This window comes from Nostoc sp. GT001 (genome assembly GCF_030382115.1).
GTDB lineage: Bacteria > Cyanobacteriota > Cyanobacteriia > Cyanobacteriales > Nostocaceae > Nostoc.
On sequence record NZ_JAUDRJ010000003.1, the window covers coordinates 2,812,899 to 2,828,009 of the forward strand.

Sequence of the window (15,111 nt, forward strand, 5' to 3'; positions counted from 1 at the left end):
GTGATCGAGAATACATAATCAAGATTACAGAAAATCTAGTTGCTTTTGTAGATTAGATATTTCTATCTTAAGACGGTCATGGCATTAGTAAAGAAATGTAAAAATTAAATTAAGACAAATTGCCATATTTACCGGAAAATATATTGATTAGGTATGAGTGGAAATAGCCCCCTAGAGATTTCTCGCGCTTTAGTGGCGGCATTCTCAACGCAAATGTTCCGCTATTACGAAGACCGCATTCCCCAGGATGCGAGCGTCTTGGTAGTCAGCAATCACCGCAGCTTTATGGATGCACTGATTTTAATGGCGGCGTTATCGAGTCCGATTCGCTTTGCTTGCCATCACTACATGGGACAAGTTCCAGTCATGCGAGAGATTGTCACTGGACAATTGGGGTGTTTCCCCTTGGAAGATACTCAAAACCGTCAGCAAAGCTTTTTTTCGCAGTCACAGGTGCTATTGCAGTCCAAGCAGATGGTGGGAGTATTTCCAGAAGGAACTGCACCAATGGTGAAATTTACTCAGCCAAGCCAGGTGGGTGAGTTTCAGCGGGGATTTGCCCATTTGGCATTACGAGCGAATGTGCAGGATTTAGCTATTTTGCCGATCGCGATCGCCTCCTTAGAAGAAGTAAACACCAATGGCTTCCCATTAAGACTTTTGAGTGTATTCGACCCTTCAGAACCTTTATTTAATCAAAATGGTTGGCATCCCTTGGTAATTTATCGTCGAGTTGCCGTGTTAATCGGTCGTCCTTATTGGATTACGCCCCAACATCATAAAAAATATCACGGCAAACAAGCCAGAACTGTTGTGGCTGAACTGACAGAACACTGTCAGGGTGAAATTAGCAATTTACTGCTTCAAGGTTGCTATTAAAGTTATTCGATTTTGGACTTCGGCTCCTTTCGACTTCGCTACCTCGGCTTCGCTCGGCACAAGTCAAGGCAAGCCGCTCAGTCGAACAATTTTGGATTGTCTGCAAAACTTTGACTAGCTTGTTCTGATACTTTTTTGTTTTTGCTCAAAAGTACCGAAGTTAATACAAGCAACAATTCGCAGTCCAAAAGTTTTATACCATTGACTAATACTTCGACTACGCTCAGTACAAGTGACCAATGACTAATGACTAATGACTATCACAGAAGTTGAGCTAAACCCTTGTTTTCTGACTCCTAAACGAGTACAGCCAGAGTATCCGCTATTGGTATATTTGCCGGGAATGGATGGAACTGGTCAACTATTGCGATCGCAAACCGCAGGATTAGAAACTGGCTTTGATGTGCGCTCGTTGGCGCTTCCCCGGAAAGACCTTAATACTTGGGATACCCTAACTAAGAGTGTATTGGACTTGATCGACGCCGAATTAGAAAAAAGTTCTCAGAGACCAGTTTACTTGTGTGGTGAGTCCTTTGGTGGTTGCTTGGCAATGAAAGTGGCAATCCAAGCACCCCATTTATTTAAGCGAATTATCCTAATTAATCCAGCTTCGTCCTTTCAACTTCGCCCTTGGTTAAGTTGGGCATCCCAGCTAACTTACTTAGTGCCAACAGGATTGTATGATATTGGCGCACTAGGCTTGTTGCCATTTTTAGCATCTTTGTCACGCATTTCTCGGAGCGATCGCCACGATTTGCTGAAAACTATGCGTTCTGTCCCGGCAGAAACCGTTCTTTGGCGGTTGTCTTTACTGCGAGAGTTTGATATTGATGAGGAAAAGTTAAGGCGTTTAACTCAACCAGTTTTGTTGATTGCTGGTGCTAGCGATCGCCTTTTGCCTTCTGTAAGTGAAGTCAACCGGATAGCTAACATCTTACCAAATAACAAGATTGTAGTGTTGCCCAATTGTGGACACGCTTGCTTACTAGAGCAAGATACTAATCTCTATGAAATTCTTAAGGATAACGACTTTTTAGAAAGTAAAGCTAATAGCTGAGGTAGGATTAGATGAATATACAGAATTACTTACATAATAAGATTTGATTGCTGGTAATTGATAAAACAAGATTGCAAATAAAAGTGGCGTTCTTATTCCAGACCTCCTCATTATTTTAGAAGTTAAAGTGTTCTTGAATTAGGTTATCAGTGCTTAAATCAAAATCTCTGTCATCCATCTTATGTCTATAGTTAAAGCTCATAATAATTCCTATTGGCTCTGACGAATTGTACTTATGGAGAGATGTCAAAGCCACTCAAACTTCGCTAAAACCAAAAGAGAGAGGCTTTACAAGATGGTGTCAAGCAATGGCAGACAAACCCCAAGAAATAGAGGTGAATAAATTAGTTAATTCACCCAGAGAAATTCCAGAAGCAGGAATTCAGGCTCAATCATCAATAGAAAATGAACCGTCTATAGTAGAGTCTTTGATTAAAACTGTGGCTGAGACTGGCCAAGCAGTTTTAGACACAGCAATAGGGGTGGGAGAAGTGACGGCGAAAGAAACACACAAGTTTATTGAGCAAACAACTCAAACCAGCGGTCAGGTTGTGAATCGCCTTAGCGAAAATTGGCTGATTAGAAAACTATCTGGAGTCTTAAATCTCAATTGGCTCATTAACGATACTAACCTTGTTGATTTAGAACAAGCAGAAGCAGCGGTAAACAAGCTTAAGAAACAGTATCCAAATGAATCACCCAGCCAGCTTGCTCATCGAATCATGGTGGAAAAAGCAACTCAAGCAGCCACAGTTGGACTAGCCACTAGTTTTTTGCCAGGAATAGCAGTGGCATTGTTGGCAATTGATTTAACAGCCACAACAAAATTGCAGTCAGAAATGCTTTATCAAATTGCATCTGTCTACGGGCTAGATTTAAAAGATCCTGCTCGTAAAGGTGAAATTTTAGCAATTTTTGGGTTGGCTTTGGGTGGAGGGCGTTTATTGAAAGCTGCCGGGTTAGGCTTGCTGCGAAATGTGCCCTTGGCGGGTGCAGTTATTGGAGCTAGTTCAAATGCAACAATGATCTATTCATTGGGGTATGCTGCTTGTAGATTTTACGAAACCAAGCTGGATGAATCTACTTCCCTAGCATCACCACAGACGTTGGCAACATTAAAAGCCGAAAGTGAAAAGTATCTAGAAAGTGCGATCGCTCAAGAAGCCGTCATGGATCAAATCTTAGTTCACATGATTTTAGCTAGTCATCCAGATAAGACTTTGGAAGAAATTTTGCCAGAATTACAAGCTGTAAAACTCAGTCCTACCTCGTTGGATGCCATTGCCCAAAATATCAAATCACCTAAGTCTTTAGATATACTGCTCAATCAGCTGAATCGTGATTTTGCCATGCCATTACTGGCTCAGTGTAAAAAAATTGTCCAGCTTGACAAAAAGACTACACCACTTGAGCAAGAAATAATCGCAGCGATCGCCAGCAAATTTGACATTGATACAAACAAAATTGTGGGATAGGCATGGGGCAAGAAGCAGGACGTAAAAAAATCTGACTTTTCACGGCATCTGGAAAACCTCTCTCTAAATCTCTCTCCTAAAAGGAGAGAGACTTTGAATTTTCCCACTTCCCGCCCCAGGAAGGGGGTTAGGGGGTTAGGTTTTTGGTGGACTTTTCCACATAACGCGAAAAGTCAGGTAAAAAAATGGAGATCATAACTTCATTAACGAGTATCCAAGACTCGTTAATGAGTGCTATTTATACCAATTGGCTAAATTATAGCTACTAACCACTGCTTCCCCATGCCCAATACCCGTCCCCTCACCATGAAACAAGAATTTTGAGCAATACTGGTACAAGAAGGAATATTTACACAAAATCCCAAAATGACAATTCAACCTAGTGATAAGCCTTTACTAGAGTGGGCAGGCGATAGTTTGGCAATTGGATTATTTGAAGATGCAGTAGAGTTAACCGGAGAACTAGCTACTTTAGATCAAAAGTTTTCTGGGGTATTAAAAGAACTGATTACTGAAGAAGAATTTAAAGGTAAAGCCAATAGCACTATTTTCACCCGTGTAAATGCTGGTAGCCCAGTGCGGAAATTGATTTTGGTAGGTTTAGGTAAACCAGATGCACTAAAACTAGATACTCTGCGTCGCGCGGCGGCAGCTGTAGCTAGGGTAGGAAAAAAGCAGAAAAGCAAAATTTTGGGTTTTAGTTTTCCATTGTGGAACAACGATCCAGCAGCCAGTGCCCAAGCGATCGCAGAAGGTGTGGAATTAGCACTTTACCAAGATATTCGCTTTAAATCCGAACCAGAAGATAAAGGTTCACAAATAGAAAGTATAGATTTACTGGGTTTTGATGGACAAGAAGCCGCCATTACCCGCGCCAATCAAATTGTTTCCGGGGTAAATTTGGCACGGCAATTAGTGGCAGCACCAGCCAACGCGGTAACACCAATTACTTTAGCTGAAACTGCTCAAGCGATCGCCAAGGAATACGGTTTGCAACTAGAAATTCTGGAGCGAGAAGACTGTGAAAAGTTAGGCATGGGTGCATTTTTGGGAGTAGCCCAAGCTTCCGATTTGCCACCAAAATTCATTCACCTAACTTACAAGCCAGAAGGTACACCCAAAAAGAAATTAGCAATTATTGGTAAAGGTTTAACCTTCGACTCCGGCGGACTTAACATTAAAGGTGCTGGTAGCGGCATCGAAACCATGAAAATTGACATGGGCGGTGCAGCTGCTACCTTGGGCGCAGCAAAAGCAATTGCTCAAATTAAGCCAGATTCGGAAGTTCACTTCATCTCAGCAGCGACCGAAAACATGATTAGCGGTCACGCCATGCACCCTGGAGACGTTCTCACAGCATCAAATGGCAAAACAATTGAAGTCAACAACACCGACGCAGAAGGACGTTTGACCTTAGCAGATGCTTTGGTGTATGCCGACAAATTGGGATTAGATGCGATCGTTGATTTAGCCACCCTGACTGGTGCCAACGTCATTGCATTAGGTGAAGATATTGCTGGTTTGTACACTCCCGATGAAGGTGTTGCTTCCCAAATCGAAAAAGCTGCTCAAACTTCAGGGGAAAAGATTTGGCGGATGCCAATGGAAGAAAAATATTTTGAAGGGTTAAAGTCTGGTATAGCGGACATGAAAAATACAGGGCCGCGTCCAGGTGGTGCAATTACTGCTGCCCTTTTCCTCAAGCAATTCGTCAAACAAACCCCTTGGGCACACATAGATATTGCTGGCCCAGTGTGGACAGATAAAGAAAATGGCTACAACAGCGCAGGGGCAACTGGCTACGGTGTTCGGACACTAGTTGATTGGGTGTTGGGAAGTGGTGAATAGGGAGTGAAGAAGGGAATAGGGTACAGGTTACAGGGTACAGATTATTCCCTATCACCTGTCACCTTTCCCCTAATGTCAATGCCCCATACCCAATGCCCAATACCCAACAATTCGTGCTATCTTGAGCTTGCCAGCAAAAATTGTTGCAATAGTAACAGAATTAATTTGGCGGTCAGAAAATTAAGCTTTTTCGGGCTTTGCCATCTGGTAAAATTTGTAAGGTTTCTAGAAGCTGTGAGCAATGGGATCGACTCGCGTACGGATCGCAATTGACGCAATGGGAGGGGATCATGCACCCGGTGAAATCGTTGCTGGCGCATTGCGGGCAAGAGAAGAATTGGGTGTAGATATATTGTTGGTTGGCGATCCCCAACAAATAGAAGCTGCCTTGCCATCAAAAACAAGTTTAGGGCAGGTGGAGATCGTAACTGCGGAGGAGGCGATCGCTATGGATGAGGAGCCTTTAAATGCAGTTAGACGCAAACGCAAGGCTTCTATCAATGTGGCGATGGATTTAGTCAAGCAGGAAAAGGCAGATGCCGTATTTTCTGCCGGCCACTCTGGGGCAGCTATGGCATCAGCTTTGCTCCGCTTAGGACGATTACCAGGAATCGATCGCCCAGCGATCGGGACAGTTTTCCCCACGATTATTGCTGGTAAGCCAGTGCTAGTACTTGATGTCGGCGCAAATGTAGATTGCCGTCCCAAGTTTTTAGAGCAGTTTGGCGTTATGGGATCGGCTTACAGTAAGTATGTCTTGGGTACAGCTGAACCGAAGGTGGGTTTGCTGAATATCGGTGAAGAAGACTCGAAAGGCAATGATGCAGCAGTCCGCGCCCACCAACTGCTACGCGAAAATTCCCAAATTAATTTTATTGGCAATGCTGAAGGGCGTGATGTGCTTTCTGGTCGCTTTGATGTGATTGTCTGCGATGGCTTTGTAGGTAATGTATTGTTAAAATTTGCCGAAGCCGTTGGAGAAGTGATTCTGCAAATTCTGCGGGAAGAATTACCCCAAGGATTGCACGGTCAAATAGGTTCCGCACTCTTAAAACCAAACCTGAAGCGGATTAAGCAGCGAATGGATCACGCAGAACATGGTGGTGCTTTACTGCTAGGCGTGGCAGGAGTCTGTTTTATTGGTCACGGTAGCTCCCAAGCACCTTCAATTTTTAATGCAATTCGCATGGCAAAAGAAGCTGTTGACAACCAGGTGATACAACGAATTCAGTCCCAATATATCCTAGAGCGCGAGAGCGGTTAGTCATTGGTCATTGGTCATTCGTCATTGGTTATTGGTCACTTGTACTGAGCGTAGTCGAAGTATTAGTCATTGGTCATTTGTAAAGGACAACTGACAAGTGATAAAGGACAACTGACAAAGGACAAAGGACAAAGGACAAAGGACAAAAGACAAAAAGCTGATAGCTTGGGAGATTAAGAGTGCAAAACTTAGGCGTAGCAATCACCGGAAGCGGCTCGGCAGTACCAGCAACTTCCCTACACAACGATACATTGAGTGAACTAGTTGAAACATCAGATGAGTGGATTGCCACAAGAACGGGAATTCGTCAACGACGATTAGCATTGCCTTCTGAGTCCTTGAGTGTACTCGCTACTGCCGCCAGTACTCAGGCGATCGCAGCTGCGGGAATTAAACCAGAAGACCTAGACCTGATTCTGCTAGCGACTTCCACCCCTGATGATTTATTTGGTAGTGCTTGTCAAGTACAGGCTAAATTGGGAGCCACCAACGCAGTAGCTTTTGACTTGACCGCTGCCTGCTCCGGCTTTGTGTTTGGTTTGGTTACAGCAGCCCAATACATTAGAACTGGTGTCTATAGAAATGTACTATTGATCGGGGCAGATATACTCTCTCGCTGGGTAGATTGGGAAGATCGCCGGACTTGTGTATTGTTTGGTGACGGTGCTGGAGCAGTGGTGTTACAAGCTGCCAAAAGCGATCGCTTATTAGGATTTGCACTTAAAAGTGATGGTACTCAAAACCATTACCTCAACCTTGCTTATGCAGGAACCTCCCAAGAACTGGTGACTGATGTAAATATCACCAAAGGCACTTACCAACCAATTACGATGAACGGCAAAGAAGTTTACCGCTTTGCTGTGCAAAAAGTGCCAGAAATAATTGATAAAGCGTTGTTTCAAGCTAACATCAGCGTCGATAAAATAGATTGGCTGATATTGCATCAAGCCAATCAGCGGATTATCGATGCTGTTGCCCAACGCCTGAATATCCCAGAACATAAAGTTATCAGTAATCTCGCCCAGTACGGCAATACCTCAGCTGCTTCCATCCCCTTAGCTTTAGATGAAGCGGTACGACAAGGTAAAATTAAACCCAATGACATCGTTGCGACATCCGGCTTTGGTGCCGGTCTTACTTGGGGCGCGGCAATCTTTCAATGGGGAAGGTGAATAATTAGGAGTTAAGAGTTATGAGTTAAGAATTATGAGTTAAGAGTTATGAGTTTTAACTCCTCACTCCTAACTCCTCACTCCTAACCCCTCACTCCTAACTTTTCACTCCTAACTTTTCACTTTTCTGACTATTGACAAATGACAAAAACTGCATGGGTGTTTCCCGGACAAGGTTCCCAAACGCTGGGAATGGGAATGGATTTACTAGATATACCGTCCGCTAAAGACAAGCTTGCCAAAGCTGAGGATATTTTGGGTTGGTCTGTAACTGAAATTTGTCAAACTCAAGAAGAGAAGTTATCACAGACACTGTATACTCAGCCAAGTCTTTATGTAGTTGAAAGCATTCTTGCCGACCTGCTTCGAGAACGAGGACATCAGCCCGATTTAGTTGCTGGTCACAGTTTGGGAGAATATACTGCTCTTTATGTAGCGGGTGTCTTTGAGTGGTCGGCTGGTTTATATCTGGTGAAGCGTCGTGCAGAACTCATGGATAGTGCCATCGGTGGGATGATGGCAGCTTTGATGAACTTTGACCGCGAACAGTTAGAAAAAGTCATTTCCCAAACGCCTGATGTGGTAATAGCAAATGATAATAGTTCGGCTCAGGTGGTAATTTCAGGCACGACTGAGGCTGTACAAGCGGTGATGACTCAAGTTAAAGCAAAGCGTGCAGTTCCCCTAAAAGTTTCTGGAGCATTTCATTCACATTTAATAGCACCAGCAGCTGCGGAATTTCAAGACATTTTAGAATCTGTGGAATTTCAACCCGCGATTGTACCAGTAGTGTCTAATGTCGAACCAATTCCGTCCATTGATGCTGAGATTTTAAAGCAACGCCTGAACAAACAAATGACTGGTTCTGTAAGATGGCGAGAAATTTGTCTGCAATTACCAGCTAACGGTATCGAGCGAGTAATAGAAATTGGCCCTGGTAAAGTGTTAACTGGCTTGATTAAACGTAATAGCCCTGATTTGATTTTACAAAATATCCAGAGTGCTACTGATTTACCTGTTTAATTTTTTTAGCTTCTATCGGTATGGATATGCAGATGGATGTATCTGCTACATCGGTAGCTGGATCACAAATTCAGTACCTTTGCCTGGTGTAGAATCTACCTTAATTACTCCGCCATGTTTTTCTACAACGATTTGACGAGCGATCGCTAATCCTAACCCCGTACCTTTACCCACGCCTTTTGTAGTAAATAAGTGGTCAAATATCTTTTCTTGCACTTTTTCATCTATTCCCTGACCATTATCTGCGATCGCAATTTTCACCCCTTTATTTTCTACTAAGGTTTTAATTGTAATTCGGTTGGGATTTTTCTTAATCTCCTCAAAAGTCTGTCCGCTATTTGATTCATCTAGCGCATCAATGGCATTTGCCAGAATATTCATAAATACCTGATTTAATTGCCCAGGAAAACATTTAACCTGGGGCAAATTACCGTAATCAGTGATCACATCAATTTCTGGACGTTCTTCATTAGCTTTCAGACGATGTTTGAGAATTAAAATCGTGCTGTCGATACCTTCGTGAATATTAAAAGGCACTTTGTAATCTTTATCAGCACGAGAGAAAGTGCGAAGACTGGTGCTGATGTTGCGGAGGCGATCGCACGCCATTGTCATAGAATCAATTATCTTGGGTAAGTCTGATAAACTATAATCCAAGTCAATATCTTCGGCATGGTCTTTGATTTTATCGCTGGGATTGGGTACACTTCCTTGATAAAGTTTTAAGTGTTCAACAATATCTGCAATAGTGGGTTTAGCTTGTTGGAGACTGGCAGCAATAAAGCCCAAAGGATTATTCATTTCATGGGCTACCCCAGCAACCAAATTACCTAATGCAGACATTTTTTCGCTTTGAACAACTTGTAATTGTGCTTGTTGTAAGTCTTGTAATGCAATTCCTGCTTGTTGGTAAAGTCGAGCATTCTCTAGAGATATTGCAGCTTGAGATGAAAGAAGATTAATGACGCTGAGGCGATCGTTAGTAAAAACTCCTTGAGTCAAGCTATTTTCTAAATATAGAATACCTAGCAAATATCCTTGATTAATAATCGGGACACACAACACACTCTGGGGTTGATGTTCCAACATATATTTCCCAATTATCCCAGGAATATCTGTTTTACAATTGTCTATAACAATTGTTTGTTGAGTATTTTTGACATAATTGATAATTTTTACAGGAATATCTTGACAATTATCTAGCGGTTGTGGGTTGAGGATAGTTTGTATTTCCTCATGCTCAATAAAGGTAATTGCTCTAACTTCCCAAGTGTCGTCCTCTTGGGGAAGAATGAGTACAGCTTTTTTCGCGCCAGAGTTTTCTAGGATAATGCGAGTGAGGCTGGCAATGAGTTGATCTGATTTTAGAGAACTGGAAATAGCTTGAGCAGCTTTGAAAACAGAGGTAAAATCCAGAACATCAGCAATACTAGTGCTGCCAGTACTAGAAGATGAGGTGGTACTACGAAAAGCAATGGTTTCTAAGGGATTGAGATTGATTCGTTGGTGTTGCAAGATGGGTTGCAGTAATTGGGGATAAGTTTTTTCTAGGTGATTAACTTTGGCTTTTGCTCCCCAACGGGCGTAGCAGTAGTATGCTTCTTGTATATAGACTTGGGCGATTTTTTCTTTACCCCAGTCGAGGTAGAATTTGGCTGCTAGTTCGTTGCTAAGTGCTTCTTCTTGAATGTAGCCGTTTTCTTTGGCAAGAGATATGGCGCGATCGTACAATTCTATTGCTTCGATTTTTTGTCCTAATATCCGAAAGCTTTCAGCTTCTAGCAAGTTGCATTTGTGAGCATAATTCTGCGGCGCACCCTCTGCCCATTTTTTGAGTTTTTTATGAGCTTCTGCTACTCGCTCAATAATTAATTTTTGCTCAGTTATTGAGCAGTCTTTATATAAAGCTAAATTAGTCAAAGATTCATAAAAATAAAATATTGGGATTAGCACTAATCCAGTCACGCTGATTAAATATTTCTCGACAATATCAGCATTTTTTAGTGCTTCTTGATACTTACCAAAGAGATAACATAAAAGCAGTTTACAAAAATGAAGCTGACAAATAATACTAGTTTGATTGGCAGCTTGATGCAGAGGCAACATTGCGACTTCATCATAAATCTCGCCAACTAAAAAACAAGGATTATCTGACATTCCCAACAAATTCAAAACTGATTGATAATAGATACTATTAAAATTAAAATAGGTAGTTTGCTTAAACTGGTGCATAATTGTGCCATAGTTTCCCATAGCTTGGGATAATTCCTCTAAACCATGACCACTCAAATAGGCATATCTGCCAAAAACATAGGCAGACATTACAGCATATTCAATATCTCCAGTTTCTAAACCACTTGTATAGGCTTGCAAAAGAGGATTTAAAGTTTCTTTAACAGGCGATTTCCAATGTCGAATAAAACAATTTACTGCAAATAGAGTTTTTGATTTAACTTTGAAAGCATTTAAACGTTCAAGTAACAGTAATGCCATTTCCCCAAATTGATATCCTGTATCAATTTCTCCGAGAACACCGCAGAGTATAAGTCCATAGCTAGCATAAGCATAGGTAGATTCTGGAGCATTACCATAGAGGATTGATAGTTGAACTTGTTTAAAGATAATTACTCGAAACAATGGGGGATTTGCTTGGTAAGCTGCTGACATAATACTTGACAAAATTTGCATTGCTGCCAGAATATTCACATCCGTCATTTTTGGCAGTTCTAGTAAATCCATCGCTGGTTTATCTGCCAAAAGACATTTTGTTTGTTCCAGTTCAGACTCAATATCAGTTTGATTGACTTGTTGAGGCAGTTCCACCCCTATTGATTGAAGAACAGTTAGTGCAGTTTGCAAAGCATTCTTGTGCTGTGCCTGTGCCATGTAAGCTTGAATTTTGACATTGTAGATAGGAATTTGTTCGAGGAGAGTTTTTGCTTGTTGTATAACTACAGTTGCATAGCTTTCCATGCGTTCAAAGTCACCACTCAGACAAAGTACTTCTGTAATGGATTGATATAGTAATAGTGTTAGTTCATACTGGCTGTACCAACTCTCATCAGGTAAAAGTTCTAAACCTATTGTTAAATATTCAACTGCTAATGTATAAGCAGTTGCCAATTGTGCTTTTCTACCTGCTTTTAAATTCAATTTGAGGAGTTGTTCTCGTTCAATTGGATCAATAATCAGTATGAATGCAATATTTAGCTGATTAACAATTTCAAAAAGTTTTTCTTCTTTTTGGATTTCAGATGTGTTTTGAAGTAATAGCTTACCTATTTGTAAATGGGTAGCTTTTTTCTGTTCTTCAGGGATAAGAGAGTATGCAGCTTCTTGGACGCTATCATGTAAAAATTTATAGTTAACAATTTCCGAATTTTCTTCAGCAATCGCTTGACTTCCCTCACTAAGATAAAATTTATAGACCTCGCTAGTAGGTAAAATTAAACCCTCATGCAATGCATTCCACAAATTAGTTGCCGTTTCTGCTTGCGATTGTTCTAAAACAACTGCCAATGTTTTCAAATCAAACTGATTTCCAATACAAGCAGCTAATTTCAAAGCATCTTGAGTGGCTTGTGATAGCTTTCTCAATTGCAATACCATGAATTCAACTACATCATTTGTGACTGCTTGTTGATTAATTTGGCTAATATCACATTGCCAGTAGCCCTCTGTCAAGTTAAATGTAATTAGCCCATCCTGATATAATGATTTAAGAAATTGAGTACAAAAAAATGGATTTCCAGAACTTTTTTGATAGACTATTTGTGAAATTGGTAACGCTAAATTATCTGAACATTTAAGCGTTGCAGCAATTAATTGATTCACATCTCCTTGACTTAATAATGCTAAAGTAATTGTGTTAATAGTTGCTGCTGTTTTTTGCATCTCATTAACAGTCAACATCAACGGATGCACTGGATTGACTTCATGATCTCGATAAGCACCAATTAATAAAAGATACTTGGTATCAGCCATTAATAACTGCATTAATTTCAGTGATGCCAAATCAGCCCACTGCAAATCATCTAAAAATATTACTAATGGATGTTCAACGCTAGTGAAAACTTGAGAAAATTTTTGAAATAATAAATTAAATCTATTTTGTGATGCGCTTCCTGATAATTCTATGGCTGGTGTTTGTTTACCAATAATTTTTTCTAATTCGGGAATAACTTCAATAATTACTTGTCCATTTTCACCTACAGCTTCTAAAATTTTAATTTTCCATTGCTGAATTTGAGAAGTGCTTTCTGTTAATAATTGACCCATTAAATTTCGGAATGCTTGTACAAAAGCGATAAAGGGAACATTCCGTTGAAATTGGTCATATTTACCTTTGATAAAATAACCGCGTTGGCGCACAATCGGTTTATGAATTTCGTTAACAACGGCAGTTTTACCAATACCTGAAGTACCAGCTACCAGAATCATTTCAGTTGCACCTTTGCTAGCTCTTTCAAAGGCTTCAAGGAGGGCGGCTATTTCGGCTTCTCGTCCATAGAGTTTATCGGGAATAATAAAGCGATCGCACACATCACTTTGGGCAATTGTAAAGTTGTCAATTCTGCCAGTTGATTTTAGCTGATGTAAACATTTTTCTAAATCAAATTTTAATCCTAATGCACTCTGATAGCGATCTTCAGCATTTTTCATCATCAATTTTATGACAATATCTGAAATCACTTGTGGAATTTCTTCACTTTTGATTTTCTCTGGATCTTTTGCAATATGACAATGTAGCAACTCCATTGGATCGTTTGATTTAAATGGTAATCTTCCAGTTAGTAATTCGTAAAAAGTTACACCTAGAGCATAAAAATCAGTTCGATAGTCAATCCCGCGATTCATTCTGCCTGTTTGTTCTGGTGATAAATAACTGAGTGTCCCTTCTAATACATTTGGACTGATCAGCGTTTGGGTTTCTCGTGGTAGCAGAGATGCAATACTAAAGTCAATTAATTTAACTTGTTTGGTTTCAGGGTTAATTAAAATATTGGCGGGTTTGATATCTTTATGAATAATCCGTTCGCGGTAGAGTATATCTAAGGTATTGCACAGTGCGATCGCTATCTGTAAAAACTCTTGTAGAAAAGTGATATGTCGCATCTGGTAAGAGGTAAAATAATCTTTAAGAGAAATCCCGCCAAAATCTTCCATCACCAACGCATAGCCATTTTGATACGGTTCCAAGTTGTAGGTTTGAATGATTAGAGATGAGTTGATATTTTTGGCTATGGTGTACTGATTACGAAACGATAAGAGTTCGCTGAAACTCGGATAAGGATTTTTGAGCAATTTAATCACTACAGGTAATGAGTCAGTTTCTCGATAACCGCGATAAACCACGGTTCGAGAACCGTTGTAGAGTTTTTCACTGATGCGATATCCAGGAATACTGACAATAGTGTTAAGCATATTGCTAAATCTTTAATACTTCCAGATTTAGTATTCCCTGATGGGTGAAGCAATTTATCTCCACAGCTTTTTGCGTTTGATTTGGGCGTTGCGATCGCGTATGCTAAATTCAGTTTGATTTGCATTATCTTCTGTGGACAAAAACCGCGAACCGTTGATCAGTCTGGCACTTTACCACGCCTTTAAATGGTCAGTCGTCAGCCCCATGCTTCACGCTTACTTTCGGGGCCAGATTCATGGTGCGGAAAATGTCCCCAAATCAGGGCCGTTATTAGTAGTGAGTAATCACGCTAGTTACTTTGACCCGCCGATTGTCTCTAATTGTGTACGTCGTCCAGTGGCGTATATGGCTAAGGAAGAGTTATTTAATATCCCCGTTTTGGCGCAAGCGATTAAATTGTATGGCGCTTACCCAGTCAGTCGCGGAAATGCCGATCGCAATGCCATCCGTTCTGCCCTAGAATATCTCAATAAAGGTTGGGCTGTTGGTGTTTTCTTGCAAGGTACTCGCACCCCAGATGGTCGAATTACAGACCCCAAAAGAGGCGCACTGCTGCTAGCGGCGAAAGCAAAAGCCCCAATATTACCAGTAAGTGTCTGGGGTACTGAGAAGATTTTACAAAAAGGCTCGTCCCTACCCCGTGCAGTTCCCATCACTGTCAGAATTGGTAACTTGATTGATGCTCCCAGTTCCAGTAATAAAGAAGAGTTGGAAGCGTTGACACAAAAGTGTGCCACAGTAATTAACGAAATGCATGATTTAGGACGATGAATCTAGAGATACAACAGATATATGCTTTAGGGAGGTAGCGATCGCTATTAGATTACTTTAATCTTAAGCTCTATTCCTCTAGCAATAAAGTAAAGGACTTCCAACAAATAACTCTCAATCTTACAGGGCAGCTAACTTTATCACACTAAACAACTAGCGTTTTTGCGGCTTAATTACGACGAATTACGTTAGCGCAG

The 15,111-nt window shown here is 40.9% G+C and carries 9 protein-coding genes; 8 read left to right on the forward strand and 1 reads right to left on the reverse strand.

Annotated elements, in window-relative coordinates; all coding sequences use genetic code 11:
* Positions 1-153 precede the first annotated feature (153 nt).
* The 7 genes from QUD05_RS14830 (at position 154) to fabD (ending at position 8,718) form a co-directional block, all read left to right on the forward strand.
* A complete protein-coding gene (locus QUD05_RS14830) occupies positions 154-879 on the forward strand; it encodes a lysophospholipid acyltransferase family protein (protein ID WP_289796729.1) in 726 nt (241 codons plus the stop codon).
* A 253-nt stretch (positions 880-1,132) separates the two neighbouring features.
* Positions 1,133-1,936, forward strand: coding sequence for an alpha/beta fold hydrolase (locus QUD05_RS14835; RefSeq protein WP_289796730.1), 804 nt, complete (start codon positions 1,133-1,135; stop codon positions 1,934-1,936).
* A 308-nt stretch (positions 1,937-2,244) separates the two neighbouring features.
* The gene (locus QUD05_RS14840; RefSeq protein WP_289796731.1) at positions 2,245-3,411 is read left to right on the forward strand and encodes an EcsC family protein; all 1,167 of its coding nucleotides are present in this window, start codon (positions 2,245-2,247) and stop codon (positions 3,409-3,411) included.
* Between the two features lie 366 nt (positions 3,412-3,777).
* Positions 3,778-5,259: a leucyl aminopeptidase gene (locus QUD05_RS14845; RefSeq protein ID WP_289796732.1), complete on the forward strand. Its 1,482-nt coding sequence runs from the start codon at positions 3,778-3,780 to the stop codon at positions 5,257-5,259.
* Between the two features lie 241 nt (positions 5,260-5,500).
* The gene (plsX, locus tag QUD05_RS14850) at positions 5,501-6,523 is read left to right on the forward strand and encodes a phosphate acyltransferase PlsX (RefSeq protein WP_289796733.1); all 1,023 of its coding nucleotides are present in this window, start codon (positions 5,501-5,503) and stop codon (positions 6,521-6,523) included.
* A 179-nt stretch (positions 6,524-6,702) separates the two neighbouring features.
* Complete coding sequence (locus QUD05_RS14855) at positions 6,703-7,695, forward strand: beta-ketoacyl-ACP synthase 3 (protein WP_289796734.1); 993 nt, start codon at positions 6,703-6,705, stop codon at positions 7,693-7,695.
* A 141-nt stretch (positions 7,696-7,836) separates the two neighbouring features.
* Positions 7,837-8,718 (forward strand): ACP S-malonyltransferase, encoded by an 882-nt coding sequence (fabD, locus tag QUD05_RS14860; protein WP_289796735.1) that lies wholly within the window; start codon positions 7,837-7,839, stop codon positions 8,716-8,718.
* A 45-nt stretch (positions 8,719-8,763) separates the two neighbouring features.
* On the opposite strand, the gene QUD05_RS14865 is transcribed toward fabD, so the two are convergent.
* Complete coding sequence (locus tag QUD05_RS14865; protein ID WP_289796736.1) at positions 8,764-14,142, reverse strand: ATP-binding sensor histidine kinase; 5,379 nt, start codon at positions 14,140-14,142, stop codon at positions 8,764-8,766.
* Positions 14,143-14,275: 133 nt separating this feature from the next.
* Here QUD05_RS14865 and QUD05_RS14870 point away from each other — a divergent pair, with 133 nt between their 5' ends.
* Complete coding sequence (locus QUD05_RS14870; protein ID WP_289796737.1) at positions 14,276-14,914, forward strand: lysophospholipid acyltransferase family protein; 639 nt, start codon at positions 14,276-14,278, stop codon at positions 14,912-14,914.
* Positions 14,915-15,111 lie beyond the last annotated feature (197 nt).

Coding starts and splice junctions, on each gene's coding strand:
- QUD05_RS14830 (WP_289796729.1), top strand. CDS start 154: ATGAGTGGAAATAGCCCCCTAGAGATTTCTCGCGCTTTAGTGGCGGCA.
- QUD05_RS14835 (WP_289796730.1), top strand. CDS start 1,133: ATGACTATCACAGAAGTTGAGCTAAACCCTTGTTTTCTGACTCCTAAA.
- QUD05_RS14840 (WP_289796731.1), top strand. CDS start 2,245: ATGGCAGACAAACCCCAAGAAATAGAGGTGAATAAATTAGTTAATTCA.
- QUD05_RS14845 (WP_289796732.1), top strand. CDS start 3,778: ATGACAATTCAACCTAGTGATAAGCCTTTACTAGAGTGGGCAGGCGAT.
- plsX (WP_289796733.1), top strand. CDS start 5,501: ATGGGATCGACTCGCGTACGGATCGCAATTGACGCAATGGGAGGGGAT.
- fabD (WP_289796735.1), top strand. CDS start 7,837: ATGACAAAAACTGCATGGGTGTTTCCCGGACAAGGTTCCCAAACGCTG.
- QUD05_RS14865 (WP_289796736.1), bottom strand. CDS start 14,142: ATGCTTAACACTATTGTCAGTATTCCTGGATATCGCATCAGTGAAAAA.